This is a genomic window from Photorhabdus machadonis (genome assembly GCF_052657765.1).
The window spans coordinates 2,184,667-2,202,819 of sequence record NZ_CP199761.1 but is presented as its reverse complement, the minus strand read 5'-3'; the positions used below and the strand labels follow the sequence as shown (position 1 = coordinate 2,202,819).

21 protein-coding genes and 1 riboswitch are annotated in these 18,153 nt (G+C 47.9%); of the genes, 5 read left to right on the top strand and 16 right to left on the bottom strand.

The window, feature by feature from the left end; all coding sequences use genetic code 11:
- Positions 1–6: 6 nt before the first annotated feature.
- Genes ACUN2T_RS10560 through ACUN2T_RS10485 form a run of 16 tightly spaced genes read right to left on the bottom strand, consistent with a single transcriptional unit; the run spans position 7 to position 12,611 of the window.
- Positions 7–810, bottom strand: coding sequence for an ATP-binding cassette domain-containing protein (locus ACUN2T_RS10560; protein ID WP_036840064.1), 804 nt, complete (start codon positions 808–810; stop codon positions 7–9).
- A gap of 13 nt (positions 811–823) precedes the next feature.
- Entirely contained in the window at positions 824–1,501 is a 678-nt protein-coding gene (locus tag ACUN2T_RS10555; protein WP_445497848.1) for an energy-coupling factor ABC transporter transmembrane protein, read from the bottom strand.
- Positions 1,488–1,769, bottom strand: a complete 282-nt coding sequence (locus ACUN2T_RS10550; protein WP_021324508.1) for an energy-coupling factor ABC transporter substrate-binding protein — start codon at positions 1,767–1,769, stop codon at positions 1,488–1,490. Before ACUN2T_RS10550 ends, ACUN2T_RS10555 begins: the two co-directional genes overlap by 14 nt.
- A 1-nt stretch (position 1,770) precedes the next feature.
- The gene (cbiM, locus tag ACUN2T_RS10545) at positions 1,771–2,502 is read right to left on the bottom strand and encodes a cobalt ECF transporter S component CbiM (protein ID WP_445497413.1); all 732 of its coding nucleotides are present in this window, start codon (positions 2,500–2,502) and stop codon (positions 1,771–1,773) included.
- 3 nt (positions 2,503–2,505) lie between these two features.
- A complete protein-coding gene (locus ACUN2T_RS10540; protein ID WP_445497412.1) occupies positions 2,506–3,219 on the bottom strand; it encodes a cobalt-factor II C(20)-methyltransferase in 714 nt (237 codons plus the stop codon).
- Complete coding sequence (gene cbiK / locus ACUN2T_RS10535; RefSeq protein ID WP_445497411.1) at positions 3,219–4,013, bottom strand: sirohydrochlorin cobaltochelatase; 795 nt, start codon at positions 4,011–4,013, stop codon at positions 3,219–3,221. Before cbiK ends, ACUN2T_RS10540 begins: the two co-directional genes overlap by 1 nt.
- 1 nt (position 4,014) lies before the next feature.
- Positions 4,015–4,812 carry a cobalt-precorrin-6A reductase gene (locus tag ACUN2T_RS10530; protein ID WP_445497410.1) on the bottom strand — a complete coding sequence of 266 codons (798 nt, stop codon included), beginning with the start codon at positions 4,810–4,812 and terminating at the stop codon, positions 4,015–4,017.
- Entirely contained in the window at positions 4,809–5,534 is a 726-nt protein-coding gene (locus ACUN2T_RS10525) for a precorrin-3B C(17)-methyltransferase (RefSeq protein WP_445497409.1), read from the bottom strand. The genes ACUN2T_RS10530 and ACUN2T_RS10525 overlap by 4 nt, the downstream gene beginning before the upstream one ends.
- Entirely contained in the window at positions 5,528–6,589 is a 1,062-nt protein-coding gene (gene cbiG / locus ACUN2T_RS10520; protein ID WP_445497408.1) for a cobalt-precorrin 5A hydrolase, read from the bottom strand. Before cbiG ends, ACUN2T_RS10525 begins: the two co-directional genes overlap by 7 nt.
- Positions 6,570–7,343: a cobalt-precorrin-4 methyltransferase gene (locus ACUN2T_RS10515; protein ID WP_445497407.1), complete on the bottom strand. Its 774-nt coding sequence runs from the start codon at positions 7,341–7,343 to the stop codon at positions 6,570–6,572. Before ACUN2T_RS10515 ends, cbiG begins: the two co-directional genes overlap by 20 nt.
- On the bottom strand, positions 7,336–7,905 hold the full coding sequence (locus ACUN2T_RS10510) for a decarboxylating cobalt-precorrin-6B (C(15))-methyltransferase (RefSeq protein WP_445497406.1): 570 nt from the start codon (positions 7,903–7,905) through the stop codon (positions 7,336–7,338). Before ACUN2T_RS10510 ends, ACUN2T_RS10515 begins: the two co-directional genes overlap by 8 nt.
- Entirely contained in the window at positions 7,902–8,495 is a 594-nt protein-coding gene (locus ACUN2T_RS10505; protein ID WP_445497405.1) for a cobalt-precorrin-7 (C(5))-methyltransferase, read from the bottom strand. The genes ACUN2T_RS10510 and ACUN2T_RS10505 overlap by 4 nt, the downstream gene beginning before the upstream one ends.
- Positions 8,492–9,628: a cobalt-precorrin-5B (C(1))-methyltransferase CbiD gene (gene cbiD, locus ACUN2T_RS10500; protein ID WP_445497404.1), complete on the bottom strand. Its 1,137-nt coding sequence runs from the start codon at positions 9,626–9,628 to the stop codon at positions 8,492–8,494. The genes ACUN2T_RS10505 and cbiD overlap by 4 nt, the downstream gene beginning before the upstream one ends.
- Positions 9,625–10,257: a cobalt-precorrin-8 methylmutase gene (locus ACUN2T_RS10495; protein WP_445497403.1), complete on the bottom strand. Its 633-nt coding sequence runs from the start codon at positions 10,255–10,257 to the stop codon at positions 9,625–9,627. Before ACUN2T_RS10495 ends, cbiD begins: the two co-directional genes overlap by 4 nt.
- 15 nt (positions 10,258–10,272) lie before the next feature.
- Positions 10,273–11,232 (bottom strand): adenosylcobinamide-phosphate synthase CbiB, encoded by a 960-nt coding sequence (cbiB, locus tag ACUN2T_RS10490; protein WP_445497402.1) that lies wholly within the window; start codon positions 11,230–11,232, stop codon positions 10,273–10,275.
- Positions 11,229–12,611 carry a cobyrinate a,c-diamide synthase gene (locus ACUN2T_RS10485; protein WP_445497401.1) on the bottom strand — a complete coding sequence of 461 codons (1,383 nt, stop codon included), beginning with the start codon at positions 12,609–12,611 and terminating at the stop codon, positions 11,229–11,231. The genes cbiB and ACUN2T_RS10485 overlap by 4 nt, the downstream gene beginning before the upstream one ends.
- A gap of 113 nt (positions 12,612–12,724) precedes the next feature.
- A riboswitch (cobalamin riboswitch) is annotated at positions 12,725–12,911 on the bottom strand.
- A 337-nt stretch (positions 12,912–13,248) separates the two neighbouring features.
- Here ACUN2T_RS10485 and ACUN2T_RS10480 point away from each other — a divergent pair.
- The 5 genes from ACUN2T_RS10480 to ACUN2T_RS10460 all read left to right on the top strand — a co-directional run bounded on the left by ACUN2T_RS10480 (position 13,249) and on the right by ACUN2T_RS10460 (position 18,152).
- Positions 13,249–13,845, top strand: coding sequence for a molecular chaperone TorD family protein (locus tag ACUN2T_RS10480; RefSeq protein WP_445497400.1), 597 nt, complete (start codon positions 13,249–13,251; stop codon positions 13,843–13,845).
- A gap of 422 nt (positions 13,846–14,267) precedes the next feature.
- Positions 14,268–15,779: a trypsin-like serine peptidase gene (locus ACUN2T_RS10475; RefSeq protein ID WP_445497399.1), complete on the top strand. Its 1,512-nt coding sequence runs from the start codon at positions 14,268–14,270 to the stop codon at positions 15,777–15,779.
- Between the two features lie 380 nt (positions 15,780–16,159).
- On the top strand, positions 16,160–16,585 hold the full coding sequence (locus tag ACUN2T_RS10470; protein ID WP_445497398.1) for an avidin/streptavidin family protein: 426 nt from the start codon (positions 16,160–16,162) through the stop codon (positions 16,583–16,585).
- Positions 16,586–17,181: 596 nt separating this feature from the next.
- On the top strand, positions 17,182–17,730 hold the full coding sequence (locus tag ACUN2T_RS10465; RefSeq protein ID WP_445497397.1) for a gp53-like domain-containing protein: 549 nt from the start codon (positions 17,182–17,184) through the stop codon (positions 17,728–17,730).
- 2 nt (positions 17,731–17,732) lie between these two features.
- On the top strand, positions 17,733–18,152 hold the full coding sequence (locus tag ACUN2T_RS10460) for a tail fiber assembly protein (protein WP_445497396.1): 420 nt from the start codon (positions 17,733–17,735) through the stop codon (positions 18,150–18,152).
- The last annotated feature ends 1 nt before the right edge of the window (position 18,153 follow it).

The window sequence follows — 18,153 nt, the reverse complement described above, 5'->3', positions numbered from 1 at the left end:
ATTTCCTTAATTATTACGCTGACGTAGCAGAGCAAAAAGTTGCTCCTCAGTTTTACACAATGGCAACCCCAGTTCGCTGTGGATCTTAACCAACCAAGGCTGCACCAAACCCGCAGCCTGTAACTGCTCATGTTGCAGAAAAACCTCAGCAGTCTCACCTGCACAGACCAATTTACCGTGGGATAATACGTACAGATAATCACAGACGTTGTAGATTAAATCGATATCATGGCTGGAAATAATCACCCGTTTTCCTTCTGCCACGATACGTTCGATGATAGCGATCATATGTTGTCGGCCAGAAGGGTCCAACCCGGCTGTCGGTTCATCCAGCAGCAGATATTCCGCTTCCATCACCAATGCCCCCGCTATCGCGACACGCTTTTTCTGGCCATGACTCAGATGTTGGATTGGCTTATGACGGAATTCATGAGCATCCACCAGCGCCAGCGCCCGTTCAACACGCTGCGCAATCAACGCCTCATCAATGCCAAGATTACGTAAACTGAAAGCGATATCACTGTCGATATCGGTATAAAAAATTTGCTGTTCCGGATCCTGAAATACCGTCGTCACCCGCTGGCGCAAGGCCCGCAAATGGGCTTTACCATAGCCGATAGGCTGGTCTTGCCATAAAACCTCACCCTGTTGTGGACGCAGAATGCCGCTCAGATTCATAAACAACGTGGATTTGCCGCAACCATTTGCCCCTAACAGACCGGTAACGGCATGGCGGCTAAAATCCATGGTTAAATTCTGTAAGACGGGCTCATCCTGATAACTGAAACTTAACTGTCGGGTAGCTAACATCGGAATCCTGTCCTTACAGGTGAAAATTCCCCTGATAAAGTTTAATATCCAGCGAAACAATCATTTGCTGATAGCGGACCATCACTCGTGTAAATAGCATACTAACTAACATTGCCAGTGAACGGTAGCCACTTCCCAACGACGTGTAACCAAACCGCAGGGATTGCGCACGATGGATCGCCGCCGCCTCATCAATAAAAATAAAGATAAAACGCCAAGTCAGTAGGATCTGTTCCGTTAATAGATCCGGGACATGACAACGTTTCAACAGTTGGATCAATTGTGGAAACGGGGTATTAAGCACAAACCAGAAGGTAGCCGCTAAGGCGGCCAGGCTGCGCCACATTGTCTGATTGGCGGTGGTCAGCCCTGCTTTGTCAATACCGAACCAAAACTGCCCTACTTGAACGCCCCACCACAGGGCATCCGGCTGACGGGAAACTGATAGCACAATGGCTATCAGTCCCACCAATAAGAACGATAAAGGTACAGACAACCAAAGCAGATAGCGACGTGGCCCGATCCGTAACAGATAGCAGGTCAGCACCGCAATCACCAGCAATAGCAATGCCTGGTAGCGCGGCGGGCTGATCATCGCCAGTAGCAGAAACAAGCCATAGAGCGCCAGTTTTGCCATCGGATCAACCCGCCGCCAGCGGCTTTGATAACTTAGTCGATCAATTCCCAACATGCTCACTGCGCTTACTCCGGTAGTAACCCAGAATATAGAAGATCACCGCTGCCCCTAATGAGCCTTGCAAGGTGAACAGCAAACTTTCAATCTCTCCGCTGGCCGGCTCATATAGCGGCTGGAACCAGGGTTCATAGTCTGGAGCAGTCACCTGAATCAGCGCTTCTGCTTCTCCATCAGCGCCGCCATATTCACCTCCGTGGTTAATAAAGAACGGCAGAATAACCAACGCGATTAGCAGCACCAGCAAGGTAATGGTCTTTTTCATGTTAATGACTCCTGACGTGGATAAGGTGACGTTTAGTTAACTGATCGTAAATCAGTACGGTGAGCAAACCTTCCGCAATTGCAATCGGGATCTGAGTCAGGCAGAACACACTCATAAACTTGACGATAGAACCGCTAATACCGAATTCAGGCTCTGGGAAAGCGACGCCCAACTGCACCGATGTAACAAAATAGGTCACCAGATCCGCGATCATGGCACAGAGGAACACAGCAACATCGCGCCGGAATCCGATTTTATTAGCCAAACGCCAGACCCAATAACCCACAACCGGACCAAACACGGCCATTGACATGCCATTAGCGCCAAGGGTTGTCACACCACCATGTGCCAGTAACAGTGCCTGAAATAACAGTACAATGACCCCAAGTACTGCAACGACCGAAGGACCAAATAAGATCACCGCCAGACCTACCCCAGTCGGATGAGAGCAACTACCGGTAACTGATGGAATTTTCAATGCGGACAGCACGAAAATAAATGCCCCGCACAATGCCAACAGTACTTTCTGGTTGCTGTCATCACTGACAATCTGTCTCAATCGTACCAACCCCATAAACAGACAAGGCAAAAACAGAACCCACCAAGCCAATGCCCAGATAGGAGGTAAAAAACCTTCCATAACGTGCATGGCAAAGGCTTGCTCCGGCACCAGCATCAACAAGACTGCCATTGCCAACCCGGTCAACGAGAGTTTCTTTAGCTGTTGTTCCATAATCTACTCCTTGGTATGCCATTGTTTATTCACCAAAATGGTGGAGAAATAGGGTAGCCGCTGATCGGCAGCTACCTGATCCAGACAACGCCAGCACTGCTCACCCGGCAATGAAGCGTCTGCCATCAGCAAAGCATGTTCAAATAAATTCAAACGTGCCAACAACGCACGCACGGTGGCAAAACGGTTATAAACTTTCATCAGCACAACACAATCATGGGCTAGCAGTGCCTGTTCCAACTCAGCTTCCGGCGCAGTACAGGACATGACCGCCATTGATTGCTGCTCCATGGCAAGCGGCATTACGGTTCGCGCGGCAATAGCGGCAAAAGAGGTGATACCCGGCACAATGTCCAGCCATTCCTGCCTGCCAATACGCGCCAGCAAAAATACCCAAGTACTGAACAGCATGGCATCACCGAGTGTGATAAACCCGACTTGCCGTCCCTGTGCGACTTCATCTTTCAGTTGTTGTGCCACTTCATCCCATACCGCCTGTTTTTCTTCACCGTTACTGCTCATCGGGAAATGACAGGTGCGAATTTCAGTGTGCGGTAAGAGGTATTCACGCACGATAGAGAGCGCCAGACTATCTCCGCCTTTACGCCCGGCAGGTGCATAAAGCACATCAAGGCGGGCCAGTATTCGGGCGGCCCGTACGGTAATCAAATCACTGGCGCCAGGGCCGACGCCCATGGCATAAAGTCTTCCCTTCATCACGCCACCTCCCGCTGATCTGGCTGCAACGCGGCGGCCAGATGTTGAACAAACATTTGGCGGATCAGGGGATTCTCACCTAATCCCTGTAACCAGGATTGCGTACTGATCCCAACGGCTTCCAACTGAGAACACCAAGAACCCGGCTCGTCGGATGCCATGTCGTTGATTGCATGATCACCCGCCACCAGCATTAACGGCATCAAATGTACCTTACGCACGGCCTGCCGCCGCAAGCGGATGATGAGATGGCCGATTTCCGGGTAACTTTCCACCGCCCCCACCAACGCCGGAAAATTAAGTGAACTCATCAGGTGATCAAGGCACGCGTAGACAGAAAACGCATGGTGACTGGTGCCGTGTCCCATAAACACCACGCGCTCATCCGCCGCCAATGGCGGCATCTGATTTTCCAAGGCAATAAGCAGTTGTTGATAATCGGCAAAACTGTTAAGCAACGGCGTACCCACAACCAAACGCTGGAAACGCTGATTAAAGGCGCTCACTTCACTGACGATCTTCTCATATTCATCACCGTTGATAACATGCAGGGACTGAATAGCCACATCTTGATAACCTTCATTGACCAAACGCTCCAGCGCCTGACGTGGGTTATCCACCTGTAAGCCATCACGTTTTTGCAATTTGCGGATGATCATGCCTGAAGTGAATGCACGATACAGATCACGATCAGGGTAAGCCGCCGCCAATTGCCGTTCACAAGCCTCAATATTCTTTTGCCGGGTCTGCGGATAGCTGGTACCAAAGCTGATGATTAACAGTGCTTTTTTCATTTTATTGCCCTCGTTGTTCCTGCCATTGGGCCAGGTGTTGGACAAACTCATCCAGCGAACTAATCTGCTCTCCTTCATCTGCCTGTAAGGTCTGCGCAGGACGGCACACAACAATACAGGGAATATTGAGTGCCAGGCAGGGTGCCACTTTCTGTTGATATCCCCCCTCAGCACCAGACTCTTTAGTCATCACGACATCCGGGTGGCAAAACTCATATAACGCATGATTGAATTCAGCCGTGAATGGCCCACGCAATGCGATAATGTGATCGACCCCCAACCCCAGAGCTTCACACTGAACCAGTACCTCAGCCGTCGGCAATACCCGTACCAGTAAGGTTTTTCCCGGTAATAAACGCTGATACAGCGCTAGTTGTTTACTGCCGGTGGTCAGCAATACCCGCGGCCCCAGAGTCCGGGCAACGTCGCAAGCAGCCTCCACACTATCGACTTTGTGCAACAACGGATGATTCAGTAAGTCAATCTCACTGGGACGTTGATAACGGGTAAACCGCAGTGACAATTGGCGACAGGCTGCGATCACGTTGTGAGTTAACGCGTCTGCGTAAGGATGTGACGCATCAATTACCCAACCTACCTGATGCCGATCAAAATAATGCACCATCGCCTCGGCATCCATTCGCCCCACCACCACCTCTCCTTGAATATCACCCGCCAGTTGCCTCCCGGCATCGGTAGCAACAGAGAGACGGTAACGTGCTCCTGCCGCGTCCAGTGCCCGGCAAATCAGCCGGGCATCACTGGTACCGCCGAAAACATGGATAGCCGGATGGCTCATAGCTCATACCCCCGTGGCGTGATCATCAGTCCATCACGGCAATAGGTAGTATGATTGCCAACGATCACCAGACTGGTCATATCCACCGGTGCAAAGTCCATCTCGCCGAAAGTGGTAATCCATTTATCCTGCTTTTTACGCCCGGCGGCTTTTACCACCCCTACCGGCGTATGCGGGTCTTTCCATGGACTCATAAGTTCAAACGCTTTGGCAAGGTGCCCTTCACGGCCACGACTGCGTGGGTTATAAAAACAAACAACAAAGTCGGCCTGCGCTGCGGCAATCACACGTTTCTCAATCACCGGCCACGGTGTCAACAAATCGCTTAAGCTGATATGACAAAAATCGTGCATCAACGGTGCTCCCAGTAACGTAGCCGCAGCAATGCTGGCAGTGATCCCGGCCACCAGTTTGACCTCAAGATCACACTGTTGCTGGCAAACCAACTCCAGCACTAAACCAGCCATGCCGTAGATCCCCGCATCCCCGCTGCTGATCAACGCTACTTTACGACCGGATAACGCCAGATCAATCGCTGTCTGGCAGCGTTCAATCTCCTTGCACATGCCGGTCTTAATCACTTCTTTATCCATCGTTAGATGTTTGACCAAATGGGTGTAGGTTTTATAGCCGACAACAATTTCAGCTTCGCGGATCGCCGCGATGGCATCCTGCGTCATCATAGATTCATTGCCCGGTCCAATGCCGATTACGGTTAACATAATTGTGATACCCCCAAAGTGATAGTGACGCCCTGCTGACGCAAGGTCCGACCAACCAGTTTTCCTTCGCTCATCAACCAAGCAACAGGTTGTGAAACACTGCCAACCCCCACCGTCTGGCGGACAAAATCGGAAGCGGGAAAACGTTGCTCATGGCGACTTAATTCATTAACACTGAACAACTTAAACGGTACACGCCAACGCTGTGCAAGCTGATTCAACGCGGGCTCATCCTTCTTGATAACCACACTGCCGATGGCACTCAGAGCCATCAGATCAAAATGGTTTTCCGCCATCTGCTGCTGCAATAGCTCAACCAGTGTTTGTAACGGGGTGTCCCGGCGACAGCCGATCCCGGCCACAACACGTTTCGGCACCAGTTTATAAACCGGCAAAGTCAGTTCCGGCAGTGAATCGCGCAACGTGACACACACCAGCACATCCAGCTCCGGCAATGCCGCCAGACTCACAACCGGGACAAAACCACGGGTATCAAAATGTTCACGTTCACTAAGTAGTGACTCATCCCACCACAGCCCAACTTTCTGACCACTGACCAGCATTTGGTTTACCACTTTCACCACATGGCGAAAATCCTGCATATCCGCGTTTAACTGAGTGGCAAGAGTATCCAGCGCCGCTACCCCGTTAATATCCGTAGCGGTAGTAATCACCGGATCGGCCCCCAACAGCTCCGCCAGATAATGAGTCAATGCATTAGCGCCACCCACATGACCGGATAGCAAACTGATAACATGCCGACCACCTTCATCAATCACCACCACCGCCGGATCATGCATTTTGTCGTTTATCAGTGGCGCAATCATTCGTACAGTGATCCCCAGCGCCGCAACCACCACCAGCGCCGAATAATGTTTAAATGCCTCGCGCAAGGTGTCGCCAAAACTGCCATTAAAAGGAATAAATCCCGGTTCCAGCAGCTTTTTGCTGGTAAAACAGGTCAGCGGCAGATGCGTTCTCAACCTTCGCACCAATCTGACCCCACCCGGAGTCAAACAGAACACAGCGATCGATTCATGCCCGGCGATATTCATGGCTAAACCCCGCATCGTAGAGCCTGGAATAGTGGTATTCCTCTCCCAGGAAAGCACCGACCAGAATCAAAGCGGTTTTACGGATACCCGCTGCCTGTACTTTTTCAGCGATATCGGCCAGCGTACCGCGCACGGTGCAACTTTCAGCCCAGGTCGCTTTGTATATCACCGCCACCGGAGTCGTCGCCGGATAACCACCGGCCTGAAGACGCGCGGCCACATGCTTCATCTTCTGTACAGAAAGATAAATCGCCATCGAAGTTTGATGAGCGGCAAAGGATTCCAACTGTTCGAGCGGCGGCACCGGTGTACGTCCTTCAATCCGGGTGATAATCAGGCTTTGTGACACTTCCGGTACCGTGTACTCCACCCCTAACTGCGCCGCCGCGCCAAGAAAAGCACTGACACCCGGCACCGAGACAAAACCAATGCCGGCATCCGTCAGAGCTTCCCCCTGCTCACGAATAGAGCCATATAACGAGAGATCACCGGTTTGCAACCGAACCACCAATTTACCCGCATGTACACCATCCACCATCAGTGCAACAATTTGTTCCAGCGTCAGACTGGCGCTGTCATGGCATTCAGCCTCTGGCGGACAGTAATCCAGCAGTTCGGTGTTAATCAATGAACCGGCGTAAATCACCACCTGCGCCTGCTGCAATAAGCGATAGCCTTTCAGGGTGATCAACGCCTTATCACCTGGGCCGGCCCCCACAAACCAGACTTTCTGGGGATCAAAATGTTCAGACATCGATCTTCTCCTTGTAACAGGAAATCAGATAAGTCGGATTATTCGGCTTGAAATAGTGACCGCTGCCAAGTGATGCCAGAGTAGATGCCTGTAGCTGTATGCACTCTACATCACTTATCTGACACGTCCGCAAATGTGCCAGTGCGTCATTCAGGTTATTCAGCAAAATGAACGTCAGCACCAGACGGCCACCGGGGTACATGTGATCCAGCGCCCAGTCGATCAGTGCCGTCAATTGGCCTCCGCTACCGCCAATAAAAACCGCATCAGCCATTACATCCAATGCCAATGGCGCTTCTCCGGCGATAATCTCCACATTATGACAACCCAGCCGCTGACAATTTTCTCCGATCAAAGCCAATGCCGCCGGATTACGTTCAATCGCCGTGATCGTCAGTGACGGGAATCGCAGCGCCGCCTCCAACGCCACGCTGCCGGTACCCGCTCCCACATCAATCAACTGGCTGGCATGATTCAATTCCAGCCGCTCCAATGCCAATGCACGAACCGGCTCTTTGGTCATCGGCACTTTCTGTCCGCGTAAAAATTCATCATCTCTCATAGGATCACCACCACGTTCATGTCATAGTCAGTCGCCACCGCTTCTGGCCGCAGATGGTGAATACGCTCATTAGGCAAAGAGAGGTTTTCACCAATAATCAATGTACGGCTCAGGCCACGCGCAATAATGGCCTCCGCAATTGCCCGCGGGCCAACGCGCCCATCAGTTACCATCGCTACTTTGTCGTGTTGCAAAATCCAGTCGAAATCCGGGGTACGCCCGTGACTGCTGGTCAGATAGATATCGTTCATATCCAGCGCCGCCTTGGCACACAGATACTGAATTGAACTGATACCGGGAATGATGCGCAGATCGTCTGCGGTAAAATATTCAGACAACAATTTGCCGATGCCATACAACAACGGATCACCAGACGCCAATACCACAATATGACGTGTACTGTTGTTCTGTAGCCAGACAAGCAAACTGGTAAGATCAGCATCCAGCACGCGGGTTTCATGGGTGATACCACTAAATATCTCTAGGTGACGCCGACCACCGACCAGTACCTCCGCGTCAGTGATATAGTGCTGTGCCTGTGGCGTCAGATACGCCGTGTCACCGGGACCAATCCCTACGACAGTGATCATCGCATCTCCTCCAAAATGTCATTCAACGGACGGCTGGTGCCGAGGATCTGATTATCAAAGGAGAACATAATGGCGTCACAGCGCGGTGGGTTAACGGCAAAACGCAACATCTCGTTCATCCGTTCACAAATTCGTTCGGCGATACGGTCATAAACCGCTTGCAAGCCATACTCCGCAATCAGTTCCATCGCGGCTTCCGTGGTATCGCAGCGATTCACCTCCAACAGAAGGGCCTGCGGTGCCCCCATCAAGGCCAGATAGGCAATCAATGTTTCTATGCGACCATCAGCAATGTGACTGTGAGTATGAAAAATCCCTGCGGCCACCTTCACCAGTTTGCCGGGATGCCCTACCAACATGATATGGCGGAACCCTAGCCGGACCGCTTCCTGCAACATGTAGCCGACAAAGTTACTCATCGTCACCACCAGTTGACCATCAAGCCCCAATTGTTCACGCACAAAACGCTCGCCGTGATTGCCGGGAACCAGAATGACCCTTTCGGCTCCTGCTGCACGTTTCATTTCCAGCTCTATCGCCAGTGAACGTTTCCAACTCTCCTCCGACATTGGCGTGACAATACCGGTGGTCCCAATAATGGAAATACCGCCAAGTATCCCCAACTTGCCGTTGTAGGTTTTCTTTGCCCGCTCTTCGCCTTCCGGTGCAAAGATCTCCACCTCCGCTCCCCGCATCGGGCCAATAGCCTCCCGTACCGCTGCCTCAATAGTCTGACGTGGTGTACGGTTAATGGCGGCACTGCCTACCGGCAACCCGACACCTTTACGGGTAACCGTGCCAACACCTTCCCCGCCACGCAGATGAATTTCACCGTGATCGCACAGCGTGACACGAGCAAAAATCAACATGCCATGAGTCGCATCCACATCGTCGCCACCATCTTTACGGATAGCGGCGGTCGCCTGTTGGCCTTCAATCAGCGGCTGTTCGACGTTAAGGCGTAATGTCACGCCAGAAGGAGTAACAATAGAAACATGGTCAATAACTTGCTGGCGCAGCACCATTAATGCGGCAACCTTGGCGGCGGCAGTGGCACAGGAACCGGTGGTATAACCTTTGCGATACTGTTTACCGTTATGCCAGATGCTGTCTAATTGCATCGTATCGCTCATTGGGCCTCCTGCAACCGGTACAGAATGGCATTGATAATCGCCGCCGCGATATTGCTCCCACCTTTACGGCCTGCGGCTGCGATATAAGGCAATTCGCTTTGCATCAACGCCGCTTTCGATTCTGCCGCCCCGACAAACCCGACCGGCACCCCAATCACCGCCAATGGTGAAGCCCGCCTTTCCAGCAGACGGAACAGCGCTGTCGGCGCATTACCAAACACAAATATTTTGTCGCCTTCCTCAGCCAATGCGATATCCACCGCTGCCATAGAACGGGTAATACCCTGCGCTTTTGCCATCGTGACCACTCGCGGATCACTGATATAACAACGGCATTCACAACCCATCTGCTGTAACAACACCTTGTTAATACCGGACTGAGCCATCGTAGTATCGGTATACAAGATGCACCCCCGGCGCAATGCCTCAGTCATACGCGTCAACACATCCGGTGAGAACCACAAAATATCCAGCCAGTCAAAATCTGCGGTAGTGTGGATCACCCGTTTAATCACCGCTTCCTGCATTTCATCAACAAAACGATAATCGGGGCGTTCACAGGCAATAATATCGCCAATGATTGCGAAGCTATTCTGTTCAATTTGCTGAGGTTTTTGGAGATAGTTCATATTCATTGCCCTTTTCTAAGCTATTCCGACCAACAGTAAGCGCAGCAACGCAAACAACAGTAAGGCCAATTGCGAAGCTATCATCATCAAGTGGATACTGAGCGGGATATCCGTCAGCGCGATTTCACGGCGTTCATCACCAATCCAGGGTTTATCTACCCGTTCACCAAAGTAGTCATTCGGACCACCAAGGCGGATACCCAAGGCACCCGCCACCGTCGCTTCAGGCCAGCCACAGTTAGGACTGGCATGCTGATAACGATCGCGCCAGCCAATACGCAGGGCCTGACGAAAATCAACCCGGATAAACCAAGCTGCCGCACTCAGCAACAACCAACTCAGCCGCGCGGGCAACCCATTTGCCAAATCATCCATACGGGCGGAGACATAGCCAATCGCGCGATATTCCGGCGTTTTGTATCCCACCATTGAATCAAGGGTATTGACCGCTTTGTAAGCCATTGCCAACGGCGCACCGCCAATCATCAGGAAAAAGAGTGGCGCAATAACACCATCAACACTGTTTTCCGCCACCGTCTCCACCACCGCCCGCGTGATTTGCGGCTCATCCAGTTGAGAAGTATCGCGCCCGACAATCCATGACAATTGCCGGCGACTTTCATCCAAAGAACCCTGCTGTAACACGCCATGTACCGCCAGAGCGGCATCACTCAGACAACGGCCAGCCAACAGGGTATAAATCATCCATACTTCGGCCAACCAGCCGATCCAGGGATGAATGCAGTTCATCAACCATAAACATCCCCAGCTCACCAGCCAGGTCAAGCCAACAACGACTACCCACAACACTGCTCCACCCACTTTCAATGCTCGTTCATTGCGACAACCGCGCCGGACAGCCCGTTGCACCCATGAAATCAGATGGCCGATCCAACGTACCGGATGAGGCCAATGTGGCGGATCACCCAACCAACTATCGAGCAAGAAAGCAGCAAACCAGGCGGCAAGTGTCACAATAGCCTCCTCGCATGCATCAACCAGCGATCAAGCAGGCCAGGCCGCTGAGCAAAATGGATATGAAGATAACTGGCCAGCGTTTGCTGTACCTGATAGCCCCCCGCCCATTGTTGGATTGCCATACCGTCACGCCATTTCGTGCAGTCAAAGACCGAAGGTACCGAACTGATAAAATCGGAATAGTGAAACTCGTGACCCCGTAAAACCTCGCCCGCAGCGGCCAACAACGTGCTACAACGGGCTTTGGCCTGACAGTAACCAAAGCGCATCAGACGCGTCCCCATTCGGCTTTCTCCCGGCAAAATGCCGGCCATCTGGTGACACTTCCCTTCTCCATCAGTCAATGACCTGCCAAGGTACATCAGGCCACCGCATTCAGCATAAAGGGGAACCTGACGATAATGCGCATCCTGTAACGCTTCCCGCATAGCACTATTGGCGGCCAATTGAGCGGCATAGATTTCCGGGTAGCCACCGCCCAGATAAATCATCTGACAATCAGGCAGACGGCGATCATGCAGGGGGCTGAAACGGTGAATACGTACCCCTGCCCGTTCCAGCATTTCCAAATTATCCGGATAATAAAAGTTAAACGCTTCATCATCCGCCAACGCCAGCGTCAGGCCGTCAGCCAATGCGGGATCAGGCAATGATGGTGCTTCACCTTCCGGTAAAACGGGACAATCACAGAGCGCCAACAGACGATCAAGATTGATAGATATTTCAACCTGTTGAGCCAATCGCTGCCAACGAGCATCATCGGTAACCTGCTCCTGAGCAGGAATAAGACCAAGATGGCGGGACGGCAACGACACATCTTGCATAACGGGCAAACGCCCCAGCACCGGGACACCACAATAATGTTCAATGGCACAACGGATGAGTTCAAAATGGTTTTCAGAATTGACGCGGTTAACAATGACGCCCGCAATTGTCAGAGAGGGATCAAAACGACAAAAACCCAGAACAGTCGCCGCAACAGAAGTGGATACCGCCTTACCGTCTACCAGCAAAATCACCGGGCATCCCAACTGTTTCGCCATTGCCGCGCTACTGCAATAATTCGGGTTCGTACCATAACCATCATACAACCCCATCACACCTTCAATGACCGCCACGTCAGCATGACGCATATGCTGATTATAAAGACCGTTTAACGTTGCTGTTGGCAGCATAAACGCATCAAGATTGCGAGATGCCACACCACACACCGTGCTGTGCCAGCCGCTGTCCAGATAATCCGGCCCTACTTTAAACGGCTGGACAACCAACCCGCGCAGCATCAACGCCCGCAAAATGCCAAGGGTAACCGTGGTCTTACCGCAACCACTCCCCGTACCTGCAATAACAAACGCCTTCTTGCCTGACTGTTGCATAAAAAATTCCCGATATATCGACCGAGAATAGGTGTCAACAAGACGTGCCTAACGCAGCATCAGCACTGCACACATCCATTGGATGACAACCCGCTTCCCTCCGAAGGAGTTGAATATCTCATACCTGTCAGGTCGGTCTTCTGGCTTAGCGTCATCCTTCCCCGCCACCTTCCCAGTCATTCCAACCAGTGGCATCAGCGGAGTTGTCAGCATCACAGCAGCGGGGGCTGCGGAGGATTCTCACCTCCTTCCCAACCACACCATTGAGGTGCAGTATTAACCCGACAGCGGTTTATTTATTTTTAACGTGATCTATTTATTAAATTATTAGATGGCTAATGATATACCCCCATTCCCATCACAATAACCTTATTAACCCTATTGAATTAAGATGTAAATTAAATATATATTCTTCACATCAAGAAAACGGTTGAACTTATTATTTTCGACGATAAATTTATCCGATTTATAACAAAAACCACCGCCAATCTGATGACAAAGATAGTAACAACACCACAGCAGATTAATCGTTGATCATAATCAACTATCTATTCACATCATATAAGCTTATGATGATGTTTGTCATAAAATAGCTTCTTACACCCTCGGTATAACCAAATCACAATGAGAGCTGCTGATGTTATTAGATACCACTGTACCCCGCATTCTTGGTGCCTGTTTTTATTACTCACCGCTGTCAGAACAAATCCGTCCGCTAATTCCATTGCTGACAGATATTGATAAATTATTTCCCTGGTCGGATAGCGGAAAAATAGGAAACTTGACGAAAAAAATCGCTACTCTGCCGGCAGAATCCCTGCAATATGACTATTCCATCCTGTTCGAAGGACAAGGCGCTATGCCAGTGCCGCCTTGGGGTTCCGTTTATCTGGACAGAGAAAACCTGCTATTAGGTGAAAGCACATTGGCTTACCGGGAATTTCTGGCGAAACAAAATATGATCATATCCAGTAAACAACGAGAACCGGAAGATCAATTCGGCCTGATGTTGCTGGCCCTGGTTTATATTTTGGAACAAGGGCATAAACCTGCGGCGCGTACACTATTGGAACAGCACTTACTACCGTGGGCGTATCGTTACCTGGCACTGGCTGAGGAGGCCAAATTGGAAAATGATTTTTATCCCATTTTAGCCACTATTGCTATTGACTATTTGAAAACACTACAAACTGAACTGGAGTTAATTCCGGCAAAAGCAGAATTATTTCGCTAATACTTTTATTATTCCGCAATCAATGCTCCGGGTGATGAATTAAGTCACAGCTAACAAACTCACATTCTCCCGGAGCTTAAATCCTACTTAATCCATTCATCATTTATAACGACGAACTTATACCAGAAAAACACTTATCACCCGCTTTCGTTCCATTGAACGTTATAGCCCTATTGCCGTATATAAAACTGTTCAGCTGATTTTTATGTTATTTATTATTGGGTAATGAACACCGGCACCCAATAGAATGATTTTATGCGCTAAAAAAAATGTTTATTAATTCATAAATTGGTAAGCATTAAATACCTAAAAAGAGGATTTATTAAAATCCTAAAAAAAGTTTAGCAATAAACATCATTTTATTGAACGTCTGTTTTCGTTACATGGAAATATTAAAAATGTAAACAACCTGAGGTCAAAATATGAAAAAAATCTTTTTAGCTACTCTTATTACAGGGATTGCATCAACAAATTGCTTCGCACAAACACTCCCTGAAGGCAAAAATGAGCATATTGCTCATCAGCAATCCAACACCAGCAACGAGGCTCCACTATTAAAATCGACTGATCCGGGTGCTGAACGATTCAAGCATGTTGGAAAATTAAAAACAAATGGCCTCTGTACCGCCACACTCATTGCCGGCTCAGAAAAACCGGACGCCAATCAACAGGCGCTTATTCTCTCCGCAGGCCATTGTCTTGACAATACCTTAGACACAAACGACGTCATTATTGATCAACCCGCTGGCCTTGGTTGGACGTTTACACCAAACTACTTTATTGACTTGATTGATAAACATCAACCTGTTGATATTGATAAAGTTTTATACGCAACCATGAAAGGCGGTGACCTGGCGGTTTTCAGACTAAAAGCAACTTATGGAGAACTGGCAAAGCGCGGAATACTGCCGGTGACATTACAAAAAGAACTTAAGCCATCAGGCCAGGCCGTTGAACTTGCTCATATACCTGTCAATGGCGTAGAGAGCGATAAACGTTACCTGCGATATTCCGAGTGCCACATTCTTGGAGAAACACCGCTTTTGTATGAACATGTATGGAATTGGACGCCAAGTGTTTCTGTTGATTGTGCAGGTGTTTCTGGGGGAACCTCTGGTTCGCCGGTTATATTGAAAAACCAATCTAAGATAATTGGCGTATTAAATACCACCGTCACGCCGGGTTACAGTGGTTGTGGGCTTGGCCGGCCATGTGAATTAGTCGATGATAAAGGTTACTCGCGCGAAGGCGCCAGTTATTATATGCCGGTTAATAAAATTGCACGGGCATTTACCCCTGATGGAAAGCTGGATTTAAATAAACTTGACGATGGCAAAGGGATCACCATTAGCGCCAGTGGCCCTCTTATTACCCAGAGTACCGTTAACGGCAGCGCTGCCACATGGAATTTACAACTGGGCGAGGATGGTTTTGACAAAATCCGCTATAAAAAAGGACTTGCGAGTCATACTGATTGTTCAAACCCTAAAGGGTACAGCAAACCTTTCTCAGTCACTACGCAACCGTTGGATAAACGCCTGACACCTTCTAAAGAAGGGGTTTACACAATGTGTGTCATTGGACGACATACTGAAAATAAACGCTGGCAGGATACATCTAACGCGTCAGTAAAACTACGTGAAATTGATAACACCCCTCCGTCAATAAAACCCGCAATAAGATTAGTCTTTGAAGCGGATGACAGATGGGTTGTTAATCCCATATTTAATCAATGGGAAATTGTTGACTTACGTATAAAATCAGGTCCTTTGGAATCTACGAAGTGTGACGATTACACGGGATATTCTATCTATAGAAGAATACCAATTTCTCTGATGAAGAAAGATTCCCCAGTACGTTTTTGTGTATATGGATTGGATCAGGCGGGTAACAAAGGCCCAATAGATTATCGTGATTTCGGTGTTAAGAAATAAGTCTTTAAAATTGGCCAGCGTTTGCTGGCCTTTTTTTTACGAAAATACTAAATAGCATCAATTAGAAAACCTCTGTTTCATTCAAATTTTATGTGATACACACCACCTTAAATAATATGAAAAAAACAAATATACAGATGATATCCCTACTTAATTAAATAAATAATTTTAAAGTTATACAAAACCTATTTGTTATTATTTACATAATAAACCATATCCATAAAAAATATATTTATCAATACTTACCTTGGTTATTTTTATATATATCAAAAAGTTAGTTTTTTCATAAAAATAACACAAAATATAAAAATACGAATTATACTTATAATTGTCATTACGATGCTAAAATGCTCAACAACACTATTTAGAGGGGAAATTGTATGTTACTTGAAGAAATTCTTGGACTCGTCGATACAGATATAGAAGCAAGTGCAGAAACAAGAGATCCAGATATAGATGTATCTGGATCATGGATTAATGAACTTGGCTCTACAATGAAAATTAAGCTGAATAAAGAAACTCAGAATTTTTTAGGTGAATATTGCAGTAAGGTAGGCACAGACCAAAAACCTCATAAAGGTACAATTATAGGACATATGCACGGAGATCTCATCGTTTTTATGGTAAGATGGGATTCAGCGGCAATAACTGCATGGGTTGGTCAAGTGAAAAAAAGATTAATCAAAAAAGAAGAAGACAACGACAAAAAAGAAGAACACAAAATCACCACTCTATGGATGATGACCAGTAAGAGTAACGGATGGACACCAATAAATGCAGGAGCAGATACATTCACTAAGAAATAAATTTAAATTTATCTTTCTATTTATACCCCCGCCTTCGTGTGGGGGTTTATTATTTTCCATATAGCGAAACCTGTTCTATTCCCCAAAAACTCATTTTTCGGTCCCTACTAAAATATTTAATTATTAACCACAACATGAATATATCGAATAGTAATATATGTTCGGGGATGAGCATCAGAAAAATTATAGTAACTTTCACTAATCTGGAATCCTATATAAGGTGTGAGTGAGGAATAGACAGATAAGATTTATTGAAATGATTAAGAAGTTCTGAGCACTCATCACCGAATCATCTTTCAGAACACATCAGAATAATTGATGCCATGATAAATCATCATACCGTTCTCACCACGATTTAGAATGTCTCAGATTTTACTAATATATGTGATCTGCCTTGGTTGTATTTCAATCAAATCTAGGCTGTTATTCAACCACTCGCAATACTGTCCTCCATAATCGTCATTTTGGTTATTTATTGATACGTGAATATACCCGATTTTTGTCACTTTCAGTTCCATTTAATGCTTGAACAGGCTGCCTTGGTAAAGATTACTGTCAGTTCATGGATTATGTAAAACCTTGGTTTAGTGGAAACGGTGGATAAGGCCAATAATGCGGTGCCTAATAGCAGGAGAATTAACGGAAAATCTCTGGTCGGGGATATCAGTTTGAATGCCGGAGATGTGGGGGCATATCCAAAATCTGGTGGTGTTGTAAATGGAAATGTAGACGCAACTGGATATATTTCCGGTAAAGGAGTGTATGAGGCTCCAGGTATTCGGGTATATAGTTCAATGAATAAACCGTCACCGGGAGAGCTCGGTGCATATACCACAATAGAAGTGGATAGCCGTGTTAATACAAAAGGCAATAAAAACATAGCCAGTAAAGCCGTCAACGGTTGGTGGAAATGTGGGGATACAGGAATAATTTATCAATGGGGATGTAATTTACAAGGAGGAGCTGGAAAGGCTACTATAGAATATCCAATTCCGTTTCCTAATGCATGCTTATCTATGCAAGTTAGCGTGCATGCCACTGCAAGTCCTGCGGATAACTATTCAACAGTTTATAAATTTAATTCTACTAGTGCTGTAATTGGGCGTGACCAATTAGGTTCATATTGGTTCGCAATAGGATATTAATCATGTACTACTACAGTGCAACAACTAACGCATTTTATCCTGTTGAATGGAAACAGGACTACATCAATGCTGGTTCATTTCCAAACGATGTAGTAGAAGTCGATGAGGCTGTTTTCATTGAGTTTGCTGGCAATGTTCCTCCAAAGGGTAAATACCGAATAGCAGGTAAAAACGGTTTACCAAAATGGGCGGATATTCCTCCACCCACAAAAGAAGAATTGCAGCAACAGGCTAAATTTCAAAAACAGCAATTAATAGCTGAAGCAACAAATCAAATCGCACCATTACAAGATGCAATAGATCTAAATATGGCAAATGATGAGGAAAAAGCCCAGTTAGTAGCTTGGAAAAAATACCAAATATCACTGAGCCGTATTGATGTTACATCAGCACCAGATATCAATTGGCCTAAAAAGCCATAGT

What these genes read in the sequence shown, in the direction of transcription:
- ACUN2T_RS10505 (WP_445497405.1), bottom strand. Translation starts at nt 8,495, where the DNA reads ATGATCACTGTCGTAGGGATTGGTCCCGGTGACACGGCGTATCTGACG.
- ACUN2T_RS10530 (WP_445497410.1), bottom strand. Translation starts at nt 4,812, where the DNA reads ATGAGCCATCCGGCTATCCATGTTTTCGGCGGTACCAGTGATGCCCGG.
- ACUN2T_RS10560 (WP_036840064.1), bottom strand. Translation starts at nt 810, where the DNA reads ATGTTAGCTACCCGACAGTTAAGTTTCAGTTATCAGGATGAGCCCGTC.
- ACUN2T_RS10495 (WP_445497403.1), bottom strand. Translation starts at nt 10,257, where the DNA reads ATGAACTATCTCCAAAAACCTCAGCAAATTGAACAGAATAGCTTCGCA.
- ACUN2T_RS10540 (WP_445497412.1), bottom strand. Translation starts at nt 3,219, where the DNA reads ATGAAGGGAAGACTTTATGCCATGGGCGTCGGCCCTGGCGCCAGTGAT.
- ACUN2T_RS10550 (WP_021324508.1), bottom strand. Translation starts at nt 1,769, where the DNA reads ATGAAAAAGACCATTACCTTGCTGGTGCTGCTAATCGCGTTGGTTATT.
- ACUN2T_RS10515 (WP_445497407.1), bottom strand. Translation starts at nt 7,343, where the DNA reads ATGTCTGAACATTTTGATCCCCAGAAAGTCTGGTTTGTGGGGGCCGGC.
- ACUN2T_RS10475 (WP_445497399.1), top strand. Translation starts at nt 14,268, where the DNA reads ATGAAAAAAATCTTTTTAGCTACTCTTATTACAGGGATTGCATCAACA.
- cbiD (WP_445497404.1), bottom strand. Translation starts at nt 9,628, where the DNA reads ATGAGCGATACGATGCAATTAGACAGCATCTGGCATAACGGTAAACAG.
- ACUN2T_RS10485 (WP_445497401.1), bottom strand. Translation starts at nt 12,611, where the DNA reads ATGCAACAGTCAGGCAAGAAGGCGTTTGTTATTGCAGGTACGGGGAGT.
- ACUN2T_RS10480 (WP_445497400.1), top strand. Translation starts at nt 13,249, where the DNA reads ATGTTATTAGATACCACTGTACCCCGCATTCTTGGTGCCTGTTTTTAT.
- ACUN2T_RS10525 (WP_445497409.1), bottom strand. Translation starts at nt 5,534, where the DNA reads ATGTTAACCGTAATCGGCATTGGACCGGGCAATGAATCTATGATGACG.
- ACUN2T_RS10510 (WP_445497406.1), bottom strand. Translation starts at nt 7,905, where the DNA reads ATGAGAGATGATGAATTTTTACGCGGACAGAAAGTGCCGATGACCAAA.
- ACUN2T_RS10470 (WP_445497398.1), top strand. Translation starts at nt 16,160, where the DNA reads ATGTTACTTGAAGAAATTCTTGGACTCGTCGATACAGATATAGAAGCA.
- cbiK (WP_445497411.1), bottom strand. Translation starts at nt 4,013, where the DNA reads ATGAAAAAAGCACTGTTAATCATCAGCTTTGGTACCAGCTATCCGCAG.
- ACUN2T_RS10460 (WP_445497396.1), top strand. Translation starts at nt 17,733, where the DNA reads ATGTACTACTACAGTGCAACAACTAACGCATTTTATCCTGTTGAATGG.
- cbiG (WP_445497408.1), bottom strand. Translation starts at nt 6,589, where the DNA reads ATGAATATCGCCGGGCATGAATCGATCGCTGTGTTCTGTTTGACTCCG.
- cbiM (WP_445497413.1), bottom strand. Translation starts at nt 2,502, where the DNA reads ATGGAACAACAGCTAAAGAAACTCTCGTTGACCGGGTTGGCAATGGCA.
- ACUN2T_RS10555 (WP_445497848.1), bottom strand. Translation starts at nt 1,501, where the DNA reads ATGTTGGGAATTGATCGACTAAGTTATCAAAGCCGCTGGCGGCGGGTT.